This window comes from Variovorax sp. V35 (genome assembly GCF_041154465.1).
Classification (GTDB): Bacteria; Pseudomonadota; Gammaproteobacteria; order Burkholderiales; family Burkholderiaceae_C; genus Variovorax; species Variovorax boronicumulans.
The window spans coordinates 4,382,938-4,399,717 of record NZ_AP028666.1 but is presented as its reverse complement, the minus strand read 5'-3'; the positions used below and the strand labels follow the sequence as shown (position 1 = coordinate 4,399,717).

At 66.9% G+C, this 16,780-nt stretch carries 16 protein-coding genes; 11 read left to right on the top strand and 5 right to left on the bottom strand.

What is annotated here, in order from left to right; genetic code table 11:
- Positions 1-18 precede the first annotated feature (18 nt).
- The 3 genes from accC to ACAM42_RS20400 are packed head-to-tail and all read left to right on the top strand — an operon-like array spanning position 19 to position 3,586.
- Positions 19-2,067, top strand: a complete 2,049-nt coding sequence (accC, locus tag ACAM42_RS20410; RefSeq protein WP_095745698.1) for an acetyl-CoA carboxylase biotin carboxylase subunit — start codon at positions 19-21, stop codon at positions 2,065-2,067.
- A complete protein-coding gene (gene bioB / locus ACAM42_RS20405) occupies positions 2,067-3,104 on the top strand; it encodes a biotin synthase BioB (protein ID WP_062473215.1) in 1,038 nt (345 codons plus the stop codon). The genes accC and bioB overlap by 1 nt, the downstream gene beginning before the upstream one ends.
- Entirely contained in the window at positions 3,101-3,586 is a 486-nt protein-coding gene (locus ACAM42_RS20400) for a VOC family protein (protein ID WP_056580047.1), read from the top strand. The genes bioB and ACAM42_RS20400 overlap by 4 nt, the downstream gene beginning before the upstream one ends.
- Here the strand turns inward: ACAM42_RS20400 and ACAM42_RS20395 are convergent.
- Positions 3,576-4,073 carry an Lrp/AsnC family transcriptional regulator gene (locus ACAM42_RS20395; protein WP_062473217.1) on the bottom strand — a complete coding sequence of 166 codons (498 nt, stop codon included), beginning with the start codon at positions 4,071-4,073 and terminating at the stop codon, positions 3,576-3,578. The genes ACAM42_RS20400 and ACAM42_RS20395 overlap by 11 nt on opposite strands.
- Before the next feature lie 116 nt (positions 4,074-4,189).
- On the opposite strand from ACAM42_RS20395, the gene yedA reads away from it, so the two are divergent.
- Entirely contained in the window at positions 4,190-5,113 is a 924-nt protein-coding gene (yedA, locus tag ACAM42_RS20390) for a drug/metabolite exporter YedA (RefSeq protein WP_369629169.1), read from the top strand.
- 6 nt (positions 5,114-5,119) lie between these two features.
- On the opposite strand, the gene ACAM42_RS20385 is transcribed toward yedA, so the two are convergent.
- The 4 genes from ACAM42_RS20385 to ACAM42_RS20370 form a co-directional block, all read right to left on the bottom strand.
- The gene (locus ACAM42_RS20385) at positions 5,120-5,755 is read right to left on the bottom strand and encodes a LysE family translocator (protein ID WP_369629168.1); all 636 of its coding nucleotides are present in this window, start codon (positions 5,753-5,755) and stop codon (positions 5,120-5,122) included.
- A complete protein-coding gene (locus ACAM42_RS20380) occupies positions 5,752-6,384 on the bottom strand; it encodes an RnfABCDGE type electron transport complex subunit B (protein ID WP_369629167.1) in 633 nt (210 codons plus the stop codon). The genes ACAM42_RS20385 and ACAM42_RS20380 overlap by 4 nt, the downstream gene beginning before the upstream one ends.
- 19 nt (positions 6,385-6,403) lie before the next feature.
- Complete coding sequence (locus tag ACAM42_RS20375) at positions 6,404-7,864, bottom strand: polyhydroxyalkanoate depolymerase (RefSeq protein ID WP_369629166.1); 1,461 nt, start codon at positions 7,862-7,864, stop codon at positions 6,404-6,406.
- A gap of 155 nt (positions 7,865-8,019) precedes the next feature.
- Positions 8,020-9,216: an amino acid aminotransferase gene (locus ACAM42_RS20370; RefSeq protein WP_369629165.1), complete on the bottom strand. Its 1,197-nt coding sequence runs from the start codon at positions 9,214-9,216 to the stop codon at positions 8,020-8,022.
- Between the two features lie 105 nt (positions 9,217-9,321).
- Between ACAM42_RS20370 and uvrB the strand changes: the two genes are divergently transcribed.
- The 7 genes from uvrB to hscA all read left to right on the top strand — a co-directional run bounded on the left by uvrB (position 9,322) and on the right by hscA (position 16,773).
- Positions 9,322-11,439: an excinuclease ABC subunit UvrB gene (gene uvrB, locus ACAM42_RS20365; protein WP_369629164.1), complete on the top strand. Its 2,118-nt coding sequence runs from the start codon at positions 9,322-9,324 to the stop codon at positions 11,437-11,439.
- A gap of 238 nt (positions 11,440-11,677) precedes the next feature.
- On the top strand, positions 11,678-12,214 hold the full coding sequence (gene iscR / locus ACAM42_RS20360) for a Fe-S cluster assembly transcriptional regulator IscR (protein ID WP_056580055.1): 537 nt from the start codon (positions 11,678-11,680) through the stop codon (positions 12,212-12,214).
- Between the two features lie 89 nt (positions 12,215-12,303).
- Positions 12,304-13,524, top strand: a complete 1,221-nt coding sequence (locus ACAM42_RS20355; RefSeq protein WP_369629163.1) for an IscS subfamily cysteine desulfurase — start codon at positions 12,304-12,306, stop codon at positions 13,522-13,524.
- 50 nt (positions 13,525-13,574) lie between these two features.
- Positions 13,575-13,997, top strand: coding sequence for a Fe-S cluster assembly scaffold IscU (gene iscU, locus ACAM42_RS20350; RefSeq protein WP_062473231.1), 423 nt, complete (start codon positions 13,575-13,577; stop codon positions 13,995-13,997).
- A 1-nt stretch (position 13,998) separates the two neighbouring features.
- On the top strand, positions 13,999-14,322 hold the full coding sequence (gene iscA / locus ACAM42_RS20345) for an iron-sulfur cluster assembly protein IscA (RefSeq protein ID WP_007828190.1): 324 nt from the start codon (positions 13,999-14,001) through the stop codon (positions 14,320-14,322).
- A 63-nt stretch (positions 14,323-14,385) separates the two neighbouring features.
- A complete protein-coding gene (gene hscB, locus ACAM42_RS20340; protein WP_095947180.1) occupies positions 14,386-14,904 on the top strand; it encodes a Fe-S protein assembly co-chaperone HscB in 519 nt (172 codons plus the stop codon).
- Between the two features lie 6 nt (positions 14,905-14,910).
- Positions 14,911-16,773 carry a Fe-S protein assembly chaperone HscA gene (hscA, locus tag ACAM42_RS20335; protein WP_369629162.1) on the top strand — a complete coding sequence of 621 codons (1,863 nt, stop codon included), beginning with the start codon at positions 14,911-14,913 and terminating at the stop codon, positions 16,771-16,773.
- Positions 16,774-16,780 lie beyond the last annotated feature (7 nt).

The following is a 16,780-nucleotide window of genomic DNA, read 5'->3' as shown; positions in this document are numbered from 1 at the left end:
GCACGGAGAAAGAAGAACATGTTCAAGAAGATCCTGATCGCCAACCGTGGCGAAATCGCCTGCCGCGTCATCCAGACCGCGAAGAAGATGGGCATCCTGACCGTCGCCGTCTACTCCGACGCCGACAAGGAAGCCCGCCACGTCGAGCTGGCCGACGAGGCCGTGCACATCGGCGCCGCGCCCAGCCGTGAGAGTTATCTGCAGGCCGACCGCATCATCGCGGCCTGCAAGAAGACCGGTGCCGAGGCCGTGCACCCGGGTTACGGCTTCCTGTCGGAGAACGAAGCCTTTGCGCGCAAGGTCGAGGAAGAGGGCATTGCCTTCATCGGCCCGAAGCACTATTCGATCGCGGCCATGGGCGACAAGATCGCCTCGAAGAAGCTCGCGAACGAAGCCCAGGTCAACACCATCCCGGGCTGGAACGACGCCATCGAGACGGCCGAGCGCGCCGTCGAGATCGCGAAGGACATCGGCTACCCGGTGATGATCAAGGCCTCGGCCGGCGGCGGCGGCAAGGGCCTGCGCGTGGCCTTCAACGACAAGGAGGCCTTCGAGGGCTTCACTTCTTGCCGCAATGAAGCGCGCAATTCCTTCGGCGACGACCGCGTGTTCATCGAGAAGTTCGTCGAGGAGCCGCGCCACATCGAGATCCAGGTGCTGGGCGATTCGCACGGCAACGTCATCTACCTGAACGAGCGCGAGTGCTCCATTCAGCGCCGCCACCAGAAGGTGATCGAGGAGGCGCCGTCGCCCTTCATCACCGATGCCACGCGCAAGGCGATGGGCGAGCAGGCCGTGGCACTGGCCAAGGCCGTGAAGTACCAGAGCGCGGGCACGGTGGAGTTCGTGGTCGGCAAGGACCAGAGCTTCTACTTCCTGGAGATGAACACGCGCCTGCAGGTGGAGCACCCGGTGACCGAGTGCATCACCGGCTTGGACCTGGTCGAGCTGATGATCCGCGTGGCGGCCGGCGAGAAGCTGCCGCTGGCGCAGGCCGACGTGAAGCGCGACGGCTGGGCCATCGAGTGCCGCATCAACGCCGAAGACCCGTTCCGCAACTTCCTGCCCTCGACGGGCCGCCTGGTGAAGTTCCAGCCGCCGGCCGAGAGCATGTTCGCGAGCGACACCGGCCACCTGCACGGCGTGCGCGTGGACACCGGCGTGTACGACGGCGGCGAGATCCCGATGTACTACGACTCGATGATCGCCAAGCTCATCGTGCACGGCAAGGACCGCAACGAGGCGATCGCGCTCATGCGCGAGGCGCTCAACGGCTTTGTGATCCGCGGCATCAGCAGCAACATCCCGTTCCAGGCGGCGCTGCTCGCGCACCCGAAGTTCGTGGCCGGCGATTTCAACACCGGCTTTATCGCCGAGCACTACGGCAAGGGCTTCCATGCGGAAGACGTGCCGCATGCCGATCCGGCGTTCCTGGTGGCACTGGCCGCCTTCGTCAACCGCCGCTACCGCGCGCGCGCCTCGGGCATCAGCGGGCAGCTGGCGGGCCACGGCGTGAAGGTGGGCGAGCAGTTCGTGGTGGTCGAGCTGGGCCCCGAGGGCAAGCACGTGCACCACGCGGTGTCGGTGAGCGACTTCCAGGGCAAGACCGGCGCCAGCGCCGTCACGGTGGGCGACAAGCGCTACCAGATCGAGAGCGACTTCGCGCTCGGTGCGGTGCGCGTGCAGGGCACGGCCAACGGCAAGCCCTTCACGGCGCAGGTGGAGCGCGGCGCGGGCAAGAACCCGCTGGCGCTGCGCGTGTCGCACGACGGCACGCAGATCGAGACCATGGTGCTGTCGCCGCTGGGTGCGCGCCTGCTCGAGCTGATGCCCTACAAGGCACCGCCCGACCTCAGCAAGTTCCTGATGTCGCCGATGCCGGGCCTGTTGGTCGAGGTGTCGGTGCAGCCGGGGCAGCAGGTCCAGGCCGGCGAGAAGCTGGCCGTGATCGAGGCCATGAAGATGGAAAACGTGCTGTTCGCCACGCAGGACGGCGTGGTGGGCAAGATCTCGGCGGCCAAGGGCGAATCGCTCGCCGTCGACCAAATCATTCTGGAGTTCAACTGATGGGTGCCAACGACCTGCAACAAGCGGCAATCACGCTGCACCGCCCGGCCAAGGCCGTGGCGACGCCCCAGGGCCCCTGGTCCGTGGAGGCGATTCAGGCGCTGCTCGACAAGCCTTTCATGGAACTGCTGTTCGAGGCGCAGACCGTGCATCGCCGGCATTTCCCCGAGGGCGACATCGAGCTGGCCACGCTGCTGTCGGTGAAGACCGGCGGCTGCCCCGAGAACTGCGGCTACTGCCCGCAGTCGGCCGAGTTCGACACCGGCGTGAAGGCGCAAAAGCTCATGGAGGTCGACGAGGTGGTGCGCGCCGCGCAGGCTGCCAAGGACGCCGGCGCCACGCGCTTTTGCATGGGCGCCGCCTGGCGCGCGCCCAAGGACCGCGACGTCGAGAAGGTGGCGGTGCTGGTCGAGGCCGTGAAGGGCCTGGGCCTGCAGACCTGCGCCACGCTGGGCATGCTGGAGCCGCACCACGCGCAGCAGCTCAAGGCCGCGGGCCTCGATTACTACAACCACAACCTGGACACCGCGCCCGAGTACTACACCGACGTGGTCGACACGCGCACCTACCAGGACCGCCTGGACACGCTGGCGGCCGTGCGCAGCGCCGGCATCAGCGTGTGCTGCGGCGGCATCGTGGGCATGGGCGAGCAGCCGGTGCACCGCGCCGGGCTGATCGCGCAGCTCGCCAACATGGACCCGTACCCGGAGTCGGTGCCGATCAACAGCCTGGTGCGCGTGCCCGGCACGCCGCTGGCCGACTCGGAGCCGGTCGATCCCTTCGACTTCGTGCGCATGATCGCCGTGGCCCGCATCACCATGCCGACGGCGCGCGTGCGCCTGTCGGCCGGCCGCCAGCAGATGGGCGAGGCGGTGCAGGCCCTGTGCTTCATGGCCGGCGCCAATTCGATCTTCTACGGCGACAAGCTGCTGGTCACCGGCAACCCCGACGTCGACGCCGACGTGCAGCTGCTGCGCAAGCTCGGCCTGCGCTCGCACCGCACGCAGGAGCAGGCGGAAGAAGGCGGCTGCGCATGACCACGCCGCGTCCCTTCAAGGTGCTGGGCATCCAGCAGATCGCCATCGGCGGCCCCGACAAGCTGCGCCTGCAGAAGCTGTGGGTCGACATGCTGGGGCTCGAGGTCACGGGCACCTTCCGCAGCGAGCGCGAGAACGTCGACGAAGACATCTGTTCGATGGGCAGCGGCCCGTTCAAGGTCGAGGTCGACCTGATGCAGCCGCTGGACCCCGAGAAGAAACCGGCGGTGCACACCACGCCGCTGAACCACGTCGGCCTGTGGATCGACGACCTGCCCAAGGCCGTCGAGTGGCTCACGGCGCAAGGCGTGCGCTTTGCGCCGGGCGGCATCCGCAAGGGCGCGGCCGGTTTCGACATCTGCTTTCTGCACCCCAAGGCGAACGACGAGTTCCCGATCTCGGGCGAGGGCGTGCTGGTCGAGATGGTGCAGGCGCCGCCCGAGGTGGTGACGGCCTTCAACGCGCTCGCCGCTACGCGCTGAGCGCCTTGCGCACCGGCGGCTTCACGTCGGCGCGCTGCGGCGGCAGCATCGGCTGGTGCTCGCGCGCCGGGTTCAGGATGATCGAGGTCGCGGTCTCGGTCAGGATGCAGAACTTGGCGAGCACCGCATCGAGGTGCGGCACGTCGATCACGGCGATCTCGAGGATCCAGCTGTCCTCGCCGGTCACGTTGTAGGCATTGACGCACTCGGGCGTCTCCTGCACCAGCTTCACCACAAGGTCGTAGTCGGCGCGCCCGACGCGGATGATCCCGCGGATGCCGTAGCCCAGCCGTGTGAGGTTCACGGTGGCGCGGTAGCCGGTGATGACGCCGGCGGCTTCCAGCTTTTTCACGCGCTCGGTCACGGCCGGCTGGCTCAGGTGCACGCGGCGGCCCAGCTCGGCCATGCTCAGGCGCGCGTCGGCCTGCAGTTCGGCCAGGATGCGGGTGTCGTGGGCGTCCAGCGTGGGGGTCAAGGTGAAGTCCATGGAAGTCCTTTAATTCGACGGTGCAGTGCGAGCAGAACCATGAATTTCGCATGGCTGCCGGCCCATGGCTTTCATACCATGACGGGCATTCCATACCAAGAAGAGACACCCTCGATATGTCGACACTCGCCACGCCCGCGCAGGCCGCGCCTGCCGCTTCCTCCTCGCGCCCCCGGCTGACGCCGCTGCTGTGGCTGTGCCTGGCCGCCACCTGGGTGGTCTGGGGCTCGACCTACCTGGCCATCAAGTACGCGCTGATCAGTTTTCCGCCGTTCCTGCAGATGGGCTCGCGCTTCCTGGTCGCGGGCGTGCTGCTGGCGGCGTGGATGCGCTGGCGCGGCACGCCCTGGCCGACGCGCCTGCAGTGGCGCAATGCGCTGGTCGTCGGCGCGCTGATGCTCGGCGGCGGCATGGGTGGCACGGCGCTGGCCGAGGTGTCGATCGGCTCAGGGCTGGTGGTGGCGTTCATTGCCGTCATTCCGTTGCTGATTGCGCTCTTGAACCTGATCTGGGGCGTGAAGCCGGCGCGGCTCGAAGCGGCGGGCATCGCGCTGGGGCTCGTCGGCGTGCTGATGCTCACGCAGGGCAGCGGCTTCAAGGCCTCGCCCGAGGGGCTGGTGGCGATCTGCGTGGCCTGCATCTGTTGGTCGCTCGGCAGCGTGCTGAGCCAGCGCAAGCTGCCGCTGGCGCCCGGCGCGATGGGCTTTGCGAGCGAGATGCTGTGCGGCGGCGTGGTGCTGATGGTGCTGGCCGCGGCGTCGGGCGAAACGATGAGCTGGCCGCCGCAGCCGGTGGCGCTGGGGGCGTGGGTCTACCTCGTGGTGTTCGGCTCGCTGATTGCGTTCAACGCCTACATGGTGCTGCTCGCGCAGGCGCCGGCCGGGCTGGCGGCGAGCTACACCTTCGTCAACCCGGTGATCGCGATGCTGCTGGGCGTGTGGATCGCCCATGAGACGGTCACGCGCTTCGAGTGGTACGCCGTGGGCGTCGTGCTGGCGGGCGTGCTGCTGTTGCTCTTCAAGCGCCCGCAGAAGGGCTGACCGAACTCAGGCGGGGCGGCGCCAGAAGGCGAGGGTGGCGGCCAGCAGCCACATGCCTACCGCGCAACTGCGGTTGAGCACCTTGAGGCCACGGCGCGAGAGCCAGCGCACGGCCTGCGTGCCGGCGCCGGCATAGGCCAGCATCACGCAGGTGTCGAGCGCCACGAAGATCGCGCCCAGCACCAGGTACTGCATGCCCTGGGGCTTGGCGGTGTCGATGAACTGGGGCAGGAAGGCGGCGAAGAACAGCACCGTCTTCGGGTTCGACAGCGCCACCATCAGGCTGCGCACGAGCGCGATGCGACCGTGCGGACGGACCTCGATAGCCGACTTGGCCAGCGCGGTGCCCAGGTCGGTCGCTTCGCTGCGCCACAGCTTGATGCCGAGCCAGACCAGGTAGGCCACGCCCGCGACACGGATCGCGTTGAAGAGCCATTCCGAGGCCGCGAGCAGCGAGCCCAGCCCGAGCGCCACGACCGCGATCAGCGAGACGCTGCCCAGCGAGGCGCCCGCGATGCCCCAACTGGCGCGGCGCATGCCGCCGTCGATGCCGTTGGACAGCGCCAGCAGCATGGTCGGGCCGGGGATCACCGCCAGGGCGAGCGAGGCGACGGCATAGATCAGCAGGGTGTCGAGGGTCATGGTTTCGTTGCTCCTTGGCGCTGTTCGGCGGCGGCGCGGGCACGCGCCAGGGCGGCTTCGACGATGGAGCGCTTGCGCGTGTCGGCGGCCTGCGGTTCGGTGGCAGCGGGCGCCAGTTCGGCTTCGCGTTTTGCCGTGTCGCGATGTTGGGCGTGCAGCTTGTAGCGCTGCAGGGCGGCCTGCGCCTGTGCCTGCGACCACGCCTGCCAGCCGCTGCGGCCGGGCGTTTCGACTTCGAGCGAGATGCAATCGACCGGGCAGACCGGGATGCACAGCTCGCAGCCCGTGCAGTGCGCCTCGATCACCGTGTGCATGCGCTTGTGGATGCCGATGATCGCGTCGGTCGGGCAGGCGTCGAGGCAGAGCGTGCAGCCGATGCACCAGGCCTCGTCGATGATGGCCATGGCGCGCGGGCCTTCGGTGCCGAACTGCGGATCGAGCGGTAGCGCGGGGTGGCCCGTGAGCAGCGCGAGGCGTTCGATGCCTTCGGCACCGCCCGGCGGGCACTGGTTGATGCCCGCCTCGCCGTCGGCGATGGCCTGCGCGTAGCCTGCGCAATCCGGGTAGCCGCACCGTGTGCACTGCGTCTGAGGCAGTGCGTCGTTGATGCGTGCGGCCAGCCCGTTCACGGTGGGTGATGCGCGCGGCTCAGCGCGCGGCGCTGGCGCGGGGCTTCTTTGCCGCAGCGACCGGCTTCTTGACGGCCGGCGCAACCTTCACGGCGACGGCCTTCTTGGCGGCGACCGGCGTCGTGCGGGCCGCGGCGGTTGCCACGGCCTTGAGCTTCTGGCCCGGCTTGATGCGGTCTTCGGCCGGCAGCTCTTCGCGCGCACCGGCGCGGCGCTGGGGCTCGTCGCTGGCGGCGATGAAGTTGCGCACCTTCGGGTAGACCAGGTCGCGCCAGCGGCGGCCGCTGAAGATGCCGTAATGGCCCGCGCCCTTGACCTCGTAGTGCTCGCGCTTGGCATCGGCGATGCCGGTGCACAGGCTGTGCGCGGCCTGGGTCTGGCCCGAGCCAGAGATGTCGTCGAGCTCGCCTTCGACGGTGAGCAGGGCGGTGGCGTGGATGTCCTGCGGACGCACGCGCTCCACCTGGCCGGCGGGGCTCTTCACGTCCCAGGTGCCGTTGACCAGGTCGAAGTCCTGGAACACGGTGCGGATGGTCTCGAGGTAGTAGTCCGCGTCCATGTCGAGCACGGCGTTGTACTCGTCGTAGAACTTGCGGTGGGCTTCGGCGCTGGCGTCGTCACCCTTGATCAGGTCCTTGAAGTAGTCGTAGTGGCTGCTGGCGTGGCGGTCGGGGTTCATGGCCACGAAGCCCGTGTGCTGCAGGAAGCCCGGGTAGACCTTGCGGCCTGCGCCCGGGAAGCCTTGCGGCACGCGGTAGATCACGTTGTTCTCGAACCACTCGAAGCTCTTGTTGGTCGCGAGGTTGTTCACGGCCGTGGGCGATTTGCGCGCGTCGATCGGGCCGCCCATCATGGTCATCGTGAGGGGCAGCGGCTCGCCGCGGCTGGCCATGAGCGACACGGCAGCCAGCACCGGCACGGTGGGCTGGCACACGCTCACGACGTGGCAGTTGCCGTACTCGGCCTGCAAGCGGCGGATGAACTCCTGCACGTAGTTGATGTAGTCGTCCAGGTGGAACTCGCCGTCGGACAGCGGCACCAGGCGCGCGTTCTTCCAGTCGGTGATGTAGACCTTGTGGTCCTGCAGCATGGTGCGCACGGTGTCGCGCAGCAGCGTGGCGTAGTGGCCCGACAGCGGCGCCACGATCAGCACCACGGGCTGGCTCTTGAGCGTCTTGAGGATGTGCGGTTCGTCGGTGAAGCGCTTGAAGCGGCGCAGTTCGCAGAAGGGCTTGTCGAGCTCGACGGCCTCCTGGATCACGACCTCTTCGCCGTCGACCTTGACGGACTTGATGTTGAACTCGGGCTTCTCGTAGTCCTTGCCCAGCCGGTACAGCAGGTCATAGCCGGCGGCCATGCGCTGTGCCATCGGCAGTTGGCTCCAGACGGCGCCGGGACCGTAGAGCTTGGAGGCGGCCTGGGCGAAGTCCGAGAAGGGCTCCATCAGGGAACGCTGGGCTTCGTAGAGTTGATAGAGCATCGCGGGTCTTTGAGTGGATGTTGCAGTGCAATATATCAGTGCATTTGCCGCGGCGCAGGGGGCCGAACCCTAGCCCGCAGCGGGCTGGATTCGGCTTCTGTGGCCGAATGTGAACGAATCGTCAAAAAGTCGATTCAGTCACACCCGGTTGTCACCTAGATGACCTTCGCAATCGACGCGCAGACGTAGTCGATGTTCTTGCTGTTGAGCGCGGCGACGCACATGCGGCCGGTGTCGGTGCCGTACACGCCGAACTCGTTGCGCAGGCGCACCATCTGGTCCTTGGTCAGGCCCGAGTAGCTGAACATGCCGATCTGGGTGGTGATGAAGCTCATGTCTTCCTTCACGCCGGCGGCCTTCAGGCCGTCGACCAGCTTCTGGCGCATGGCCTTGATGCGCACGCGCATCTCGCCCAGTTCCTTTTCCCACAGGGCGCGCAGCTCGGGGGTGCCCAGCACCGCGGCCACCACGGCGCCGCCGTGGATCGGCGGGTTGCTGTAGTTGGTGCGGATGGCGATCTTGAGTTGCGACAGCACGCGGCTGGCTTCTTCCTTGTTCTCGCACAGCACCGACAGGGCGCCGACGCGTTCGCCGTACAGGCTGAAGCTCTTGGAGAACGAGGTCGACACGAAGAAGGTCAGGCCGGCGTCGACGAACTTGGCAACCGCCGCGCCGTCTTCCTTCAGGCCGTAGCCGAAGCCCTGGTAGGCCATGTCGAGGAAGGGCACGAGGCCCTTGGCCTTGACGGCCGCAACGACCTGGTCCCATTGCTCGGGCGTGATGTCGTAGCCGGTCGGGTTGTGGCAGCAGGCGTGCAGCACGACGATGGTGCCGGCCGGTGCCGCGTTCAGGGCGGCCAGCATGCCGTCGAAGTTGATGCCGCGCTGGGCGGCGTCGTAGTAGGGGTAGCTTTCGACCGTGAAGCCGGCGTTGGTGAACAGCGCGCGGTGGTTTTCCCAGCTCGGGTCGCTGATCAGCACGGTGGCGTTGGGGTTGAGCTTCTTGAGGAAGTCGGCGCCGACCTTCAGGCCGCCGGTGCCGCCGATGGCCTGGATGGTGGCCACTCGGCCCGAGGTGACGGGCTCGCTCTCGGGGCCGAAGACCAGGCCCTTGACGGCGTTGTCGTAGGCCACGATGCCGTCGATCGGCAGGTAGCCGCGGGCCGAGGGGGCCTTCATCATGTTCTGCTCTGCGGCCTGCACGCACTGGAGCAGGGGCAGCTTGCCGTTGTCGTCGTAATACACGCCGACGCCGAGATTGACCTTGTTGGGGTTGGTGTCGGCTGCAAATTGCTCGTTGAGGCCGAGGATCGGGTCGCGCGGCGCCATTTCGACCGCGGTGAACATAGACATGGAAAGGTCCTTTGGGATGAAAGCTTCGCTGGCAACCGGAGGAGGCTTTATCCTTTCCGGTTGCCTTGAATTTTACCGGCGCCACGCCACCTGTCGGGAACAGCCATGCCAGAGAACACCGAAGCCATAGCAGACCTGAAGAAACTCGACCCCATCGGGCCGGCGAAGCAGGGCGAGTTCATCCGCTACCCCGACTCGCCGTTCGAGCTGTTCCAGCCTTATCCGCCGGCAGGCGACCAGCCCGCGGCCATCGACGGCCTGGTGGCCGGGGTGCTCGACGGCGAGGTGTTCCAGACCCTGCTGGGCGTGACCGGCTCGGGCAAGACCTTCACCATGGCCAACGTGATCGCCCGCCTGGGGCGCCCGGCCATCGTGTTCGCGCCCAACAAGACACTGGCGGCGCAGCTGTACAGCGAATTCCGCGAGTTCTTCCCGAAGAACGCCGTCGAGTACTTCGTGAGCTACTACGACTACTACCAGCCCGAGGCCTACGTGCCGCAGCGCGACCTGTTCATCGAGAAGGACTCCTCGATCAACGAGCACATCGAGCAGATGCGCCTGTCGGCCACCAAGAGCGTGCTGGAGCGGCGCGACACGGTGATCGTGGCTACGGTGAGCGCCATCTACGGCATCGGCACGCCCGAGGACTACATGGAGATGCGGCTGATCGCCCGCGTGGGCGACAAGGTCGGCCAGCGTGACCTGATCTCGCGGCTCATCCGCATGCAGTACACGCGCAACGAGCAGGACTTTGCGCGGGGCACGTTCCGGGTGCGCGGCGACACCATCGACGTGTTTCCGGCCGAGCACAGCGAGCTGGCGATCCGCTTCGAGCTGTTCGACGACGAGATCGAGTCGCTGCAGCTGTTCGACCCGCTCACCGGGCGCATCCGCCAGAAGGTGCCGCGCTTCACGGTGTACCCGTCGAGCCACTACGTGACGCCGCGCGACAAGGTGCTGGCGGCGGTCGAAACCATCAAGATCGAGCTGGCCGGCCGGCTCAAGGAGCTGACCGGCGCGGGCAAGCTGGTCGAGGCGCAGCGGCTGGAGCAGCGCACGCGCTTCGACCTCGAGATGCTGGCCGAGATCGGCCACTGCAAGGGCATCGAGAACTACACGCGGCACCTTTCGGGCGCGGAGCCTGGCGACCCGCCGGCGACGCTCACCGATTACATGCCGAAGGACTCGTTGATGTTCCTCGACGAGAGCCACCAGATGATGGGCCAGCTCAGCGCCATGTACAACGGCGACCGGGCGCGCAAGGTCACGCTGGTCGAATACGGCTTTCGCTTGCCGAGTGCGCTGGACAACCGGCCGCTCAAGCTCGAGGAGTTCGAGCAGCGGGTGCGCCAGTGCATCTTCGTGTCGGCCACGCCCGCGCAGTACGAGAAGGACCACGCCGGCAACGTCGTCGAGCAGCTGGTGCGGCCCACCGGGCTGATTGACCCCGAGGTCGAGGTGCGCCCCGCCACGCACCAGGTGGACGACGTGCTGGGCGAGATCCGCATTCGCGTCGACAAGAACGAGCGCGTGCTGATCACCACGCTGACCAAGCGCATGGCCGAGCAGCTCACCGACTACCTGGGCGACAACGGCGTGAAGGTGCGCTACCTGCACAGCGACGTCGACACGGTCGAGCGGGTCGAGATCCTGCGCGACCTGCGCCTGGGCACCTTCGACGTGCTGGTGGGCATCAACCTGCTGCGCGAGGGGCTGGACATTCCCGAGGTGTCGCTGGTGGCGATCCTCGATGCCGACAAGGAAGGCTTCCTGCGCGCGGAGCGCTCGCTGATCCAGACCATCGGCCGCGCGGCGCGCAACCTGAACGGCAAGGCCATTCTTTATGCCGACCGGATGACCGAGTCGATGAAGAAGGCCATGGGCGAGACCGAGCGCCGCCGCAGCCGGCAGATCGCCCACAACGAGGCGAACGGCATCACGCCGCGCAGCATCGTGAAGCAGGTGCGCGACCTGATCGACGGCGTCTACAGCGAGAAGACCGGCAAGGAAATGGCCAAGCTCGACCTGGAACGCGCCAAGGTCGAGGACATGAGCGAGAAGGACATTGCCCGGGAAATCAAGCGGCTCGAGAAGCAGATGCTGGAACACGCCCGCAACCTCGAGTTCGAAAAGGCGGCCCGGGTGCGCGACCAGCTGGCGCTGCTGCGCGAGCAGGCTTTCGGGGCGTCGGGCGGCGACAACATCGCCGGTTTGGCGTCCTGATTTCGGCTAGGCCATAAGTTCGCTTTCTTCAAGCGAACCGCGCTGGGGTTTACCCGAGCAGATCTCAGGGGCTTCTGCTATACTTGACCGAAATACTCAACAACAAAGAACTTCGCGATGAAGGACCGACTCCTACCGGCTGGTTCACCAGCGTCGGGGTCGGGCAGGGCGGAGACGAAGTCACCGCGGCCCAAGGCTGTGGTGTCATTTCAACGGTAAGCACTTGAAGGAGCTTGCGATGCGTCTCACTACCAAAGGCCGTTTTGCGGTCACAGCAATGATCGATCTGGCGTTGCGTCAGAACACCGGTCCGGTCACGCTGGCTGCGATCAGCCAGCGGCAGCAGATTTCGTTGTCGTATCTCGAACAGCTGTTTGGCAAACTGCGCCGCCACGAGCTGGTCGAGTCGACCCGCGGCCCCGGCGGCGGCTACAGCCTCGGACGCAAGGCGGCGGACATCACGGTCGCCGACATCATCGTGTCCGTCGACGAGCCGATCGATGCCACCCAGTGCGGCGGCAAGGAAAACTGCCTCGGTGAGCAGGGTCGCTGCATGACCCACGAACTCTGGGCCTCGCTGAACCAGCGCATGGTCGAGTTCCTCGACTCCGTCACGCTGCAGAAGCTGGTCGACGACCAGATCGCCAAGGGCGTGCAGATCGAGAACAAGCCGGTCGTCAAGCGCGCCATCTCGGCCCAGCCGGTGGTCAAGCCCATCCGCGTGAATGCACCGAATTCGGTCTTCGCCCTCGGCAACGTCTTCGCGAAGTCCTGACCCCCGATGAGTCCGGCGATGCCTGCGGGCATCGCCCTGAGTTTGCCCTGATCCCAGAACACAACCCCCCACGCCAGCCCGAGCCAGCCATGGACGTCACTCCTCATTTCCCGATCTATCTCGATTACGGCGCCACCACGCCGGTCGACCCGCGTGTGGTCGACGCCATGATTCCCTGGTTGCGCGAACATTTCGGCAACCCGGCATCGCGCAGCCACGCCTGGGGCTGGGAAGCCGAAGAAGCGGTCGAGAAAGCGCGCGGCCAAGTGGCCGAACTGATCAACGCCGACCCGCGTGAGATCGTCTGGTCGTCGGGCGCCACCGAGTCGATCAACTTGGCGCTCAAGGGCGCGGCCCACTTCTACAAGGGCAAGGGCAAGCACCTGATCACCCTGAAGACCGAGCACAAGGCCGTGCTCGATACCATGCGCGAACTCGAGCGTCAGGGCTTCGAAGTGACCTACCTCGACGTCGAGGAAAACGGCCTTGTCGATCTCGAGAAGTTCAAGGCGGCCATCCGTCCCGACACCATCCTGGCCAGCGTGCTCTTCGTGAACAACGAAATCGGCGTGATCCAGGACGTGGTCGCGCTGGGCAACGCCTGCCGCGAAAAGGGCGTGATCTTCCACGTCGACTCGGCCCAGGCCACCGGCAAGATCGACATCGACATCACGAAGCTGCCCATCGACCTGATGAGCCTGGCTTCGCACAAGACCTACGGCCCCAAGGGCATCGGCGCGCTGTACGTGCGCCGCAAGCCGCGCATCCGCCTCGAAGCGCAGATGCACGGCGGTGGCCATGAGCGCGGCATGCGTTCGGGCACGCTGCCCACGCATCAGATCGTCGGCATGGGCGAGGCCTACCGCATCGCCAAGCTCGAGATGAAGGACGACATCGCCCATGCGGCCCGCCTGCAGAAGCGCCTGCTCGACGGCCTGAAGGATGTCGAACAGGTCTTCATCAACGGCGACCTCGAGCGCCGCGTGCCGCACAACCTGAACATGAGCTTCAACTACGTCGAAGGCGAGTCGCTGATCATGGGCATCAAGGGCCTGGCGGTGTCGTCGGGTTCGGCCTGCACCTCGGCCAGCCTGGAGCCCAGCTATGTGCTGCGCGCCCTGGGCCGCAGCGACGAGTTGGCCCACAGCAGCCTGCGCATGACCATCGGCCGCTTCACGACCGAAGAAGAAATCGACTACGCCATCTCGACCATCAAGCACAACGTCGCCAAGCTGCGCGAGCTGAGCCCCCTGTGGGAGATGTTCCAGGACGGCGTCGACATCAGCACGATCCAGTGGTCGGCCCACTGACCCAGGCCAGCCCAAGGCTCCACGATTGAACAAAGTTTGAGAGGTACACCATGGCATATTCTTCCAAGGTCATCGACCACTACGAAAATCCCCGCAACGTCGGCTCCTTCGAAAAGGGCGACGACTCGGTAGGCACCGGCATGGTCGGCGCACCGGCTTGCGGCGACGTGATGAAGCTGCAGATCAAGGTCAACCCCGAAACCGGCGTGATCGAAGACGCGCGCTTCAAGACCTACGGCTGCGGCTCGGCCATCGCCTCGTCGTCGCTCGTGACCGAATGGGTCAAGGGCAAGACGCTCGACGAAGCGGCAGCCCTCAAGAACGCCCAGATTGCCGAAGAACTGGCGCTGCCGCCGGTCAAGATCCACTGCTCGATCCTCGCGGAAGACGCCATCAAGGCGGCCGTGAGCGACTACAAGGCCAAGCACGGCGCCAAGACCCCCGAGTCGACCGCCGAAGCTGCTGTTCACTGAGATGGCCGTCACGCTGACCGAAGCCGCTGCGCGCCACGTTACCCGCTACCTCGGCAAACGGGGCAAGGGCGTGGGCGTGCGGCTGGGCGTGAAGACCACCGGCTGCTCAGGCCTGGCCTACAAGCTCGAGTACGTCGACGAGTTCACGCCTGAAGACGTGGTGTTCGAAGACCACGGCGTGAAGGTGCTGGTCGACCCGAAGAGCCTGGCCTACATCGACGGCACGCAGCTCGACTTCGTGCGCGAAGGCCTGAACGAGGGCTTCAAGTTCATCAACCCGAACGAACGCGACCGCTGCGGCTGCGGCGAAAGTTTTCGCATCTGATGCGTCGTCGCTGACCGCGACCACAGCCGCCACCATGTCATGTGCTGGCGGTTTTTTCTTGCCATGAACCTGAACGACACCGACTTCCAACTGTTCGCCGTCCCGGCGACCTTCGCGCAGGACCGCGCCGTGCTCGACGCGCGCTGGAAGGAGCTGCAGCGCGAGGCGCACCCGGACCGCTTCGCCGCGCAGGGCGCCGCCGCGCAGCGCGTGGCCATGCAGTGGTCGGTGCGCATCAACGAGGCCTATCAGCGGCTCAAGGACCCGATCCGTCGCGCGAGCTATATCTGTGAACTCAACGGCGCGCCGCTGAATGCGGAGAACAACACGGCGATGCCCGGCGCCTTTCTGATGCAGCAGATGGAGTGGCGCGAAGCGCTCGATGACGCCCGCGACATCGCCGCCGTCGAGGTGCTGCAGGAGGACGTCGAAACCACGCGCGCCCGTGCACTCTCGTCGCTCGACTGGCTGATCGACGAAAAGGGCGACTACCCCGGCGCCGTGCAGCAGGTGAGAGCCCTCATGTTCATTGAGCGCTTCAGCCAGGACGTCGAAACAAAACTCGATCAGTTGGGACAATAAGCCCTTATGGCTCTTCTTCAGATTTCCGAACCCGGCCAGGCGCCCGATCCGCACCAGCGCCGCATAGCCGTGGGCATCGACCTTGGCACCACGCATTCGCTGGTGGCCTCGGTGCGCAACGGCGTGGCCGAATGCCTGCCCGACGACCAGGGCCGCGTGCTGCTGCCCTCGGCCGTGCGCTACCTCGACGGCGACCGCCGCCAGATCGGCTTCGACGCCGTGGCCGCGCGCGCACAGGACCCCGCCAACACCATCACCTCGGTCAAGCGGCTCATGGGCCGCGGCCTGGCCGACATCGCGAACCGCGATGCCATGTCGTACCGCATCGGCGGTGACGACGGCGGCATGGTCAAGGTGCAGACCTCGGCAGGCGAGAAGTCGCCCGTCGAGATCAGCGCCGAGATCCTGGCCACGCTGCGCTACCGCGCCGAAGACACCTTCGACGACGAGCTCTACGGCGCCGTCATCACCGTGCCCGCGTACTTCGACGAAGGCCAGCGCCAGGCGACCAAGGACGCCGCGCAGCTCGCGGGCCTGAACGTGCTGCGCCTCATCAGCGAGCCGACGGCGGCCGCCATTGCCTACGGCCTGGACAACGCGAGCGAAGGCGTCTACGCGGTCTACGACCTGGGCGGCGGCACCTTCGACATCTCGATCCTGCGGCTCACGCAGGGCGTGTTCGAAGTGATCGCCACGGGGGGCGATTCGGCCCTGGGCGGCGACGACTACGACCATGCCATCGCCGACTTCGTGCTCGCGCAGACCGGCCGCCAGGCCGGCAGCGACAACGACCGCGCGGCACTGCTCGTGGCCGCGCGCGCCGCGAAAGAAGCACTGACCGATGCCGAGTCGACCCTCTTCAGCGCCGCGCTGGCGGGCGGCAAGGCCGAGTTCACGCTGACCCGCGCGCAGTTCTTTGCCGCCACGCAGGCGCTCACCGACCGCACCCTCGCGGCCGTGCGCAAGGCGCTGCGCGACGCGAAGCTCAAGCCCGAAGCGTTGCAGGGCATCGTGCTCGTCGGCGGCTCCACGCGCATGCCGCAGATCCGCAGCGCGGTGGCCGCCTATTTCGGCCGCGAACCGCTGATCAACCTGAACCCCGACGAGGTCGTGGCGCTCGGCGCCGCGATCCAGGCCAACCAGCTGGCCGGCAACAACGGCGCGGGCGAGCTGCTGCTGCTCGACGTGATCCCGCTGTCGCTCGGCATCGAGACCATGGGCGGCCTGGTCGAGCGCATCGTGCCGCGCAACCAGACCATCCCGACCGCGATGGCGCAGGACTTCACGACCTACCAGGACGGCCAGACCGCGTTGGCGCTGCATGTGGTGCAGGGCGAGCGCGACCTCGTGTCCGACTGCCGCAGCCTCGCGCGCTTCACGCTGCGCGGCATCCCGCCGATGGCGGCCGGCGCGGCGCGCATCCGCGTGACCTTCACCGTCGACGCCGACGGCCTGCTGAGTGTGAGCGCCAAGGAGCAGGGCAGCGGCGTCGAGGCCAGCGTGGCGGTCAAGCCGTCGTACGGCCTGTCGGACGACCAGATCGCGACCATGCTGCAGGAGAGCTTCTCCACCGCGCAGCAGGACATGCAGGCCCGTGCGCTGGTGGAGTCGCGCGTCGATGCCGACCGCATGCTGCTGGCCACGCAGAGCGCGCTCGATGCCGACGGCGACCTGCTGAGCGCCGAAGAGCGCGCCGCCATCGACGCCTCGATGGCGCGGCTGCGCGATGTTGCCAAGAGCAGCAACGAGGCCGCCGTCATCGAAGCCGCCACGAAGGCGCTGGCCAACGACACCGAAGCCTTCGCCGCCCAGCGCATGAACGCGGGCATTGCACGCGCGCTCGCGGGCCGCAAGGTCGAATCCCTGTAGACAGAAC

Excerpts from the sequence above, each read along its gene's own strand:
- accC (WP_095745698.1), top strand. The coding sequence starts at position 19 with ATGTTCAAGAAGATCCTGATCGCCAACCGTGGCGAAATCGCCTGCCGC.
- bioB (WP_062473215.1), top strand. The coding sequence starts at position 2,067 with ATGGGTGCCAACGACCTGCAACAAGCGGCAATCACGCTGCACCGCCCG.
- ACAM42_RS20400 (WP_056580047.1), top strand. The coding sequence starts at position 3,101 with ATGACCACGCCGCGTCCCTTCAAGGTGCTGGGCATCCAGCAGATCGCC.
- ACAM42_RS20395 (WP_062473217.1), bottom strand. The coding sequence starts at position 4,073 with ATGGACTTCACCTTGACCCCCACGCTGGACGCCCACGACACCCGCATC.
- yedA (WP_369629169.1), top strand. The coding sequence starts at position 4,190 with ATGTCGACACTCGCCACGCCCGCGCAGGCCGCGCCTGCCGCTTCCTCC.
- ACAM42_RS20385 (WP_369629168.1), bottom strand. The coding sequence starts at position 5,755 with ATGACCCTCGACACCCTGCTGATCTATGCCGTCGCCTCGCTCGCCCTG.
- ACAM42_RS20375 (WP_369629166.1), bottom strand. The coding sequence starts at position 7,864 with ATGCTCTATCAACTCTACGAAGCCCAGCGTTCCCTGATGGAGCCCTTC.
- ACAM42_RS20370 (WP_369629165.1), bottom strand. The coding sequence starts at position 9,216 with ATGTCTATGTTCACCGCGGTCGAAATGGCGCCGCGCGACCCGATCCTC.
- uvrB (WP_369629164.1), top strand. The coding sequence starts at position 9,322 with ATGCCAGAGAACACCGAAGCCATAGCAGACCTGAAGAAACTCGACCCC.
- iscR (WP_056580055.1), top strand. The coding sequence starts at position 11,678 with ATGCGTCTCACTACCAAAGGCCGTTTTGCGGTCACAGCAATGATCGAT.
- ACAM42_RS20355 (WP_369629163.1), top strand. The coding sequence starts at position 12,304 with ATGGACGTCACTCCTCATTTCCCGATCTATCTCGATTACGGCGCCACC.
- iscU (WP_062473231.1), top strand. The coding sequence starts at position 13,575 with ATGGCATATTCTTCCAAGGTCATCGACCACTACGAAAATCCCCGCAAC.
- iscA (WP_007828190.1), top strand. The coding sequence starts at position 13,999 with ATGGCCGTCACGCTGACCGAAGCCGCTGCGCGCCACGTTACCCGCTAC.
- hscB (WP_095947180.1), top strand. The coding sequence starts at position 14,386 with ATGAACCTGAACGACACCGACTTCCAACTGTTCGCCGTCCCGGCGACC.
- hscA (WP_369629162.1), top strand. The coding sequence starts at position 14,911 with ATGGCTCTTCTTCAGATTTCCGAACCCGGCCAGGCGCCCGATCCGCAC.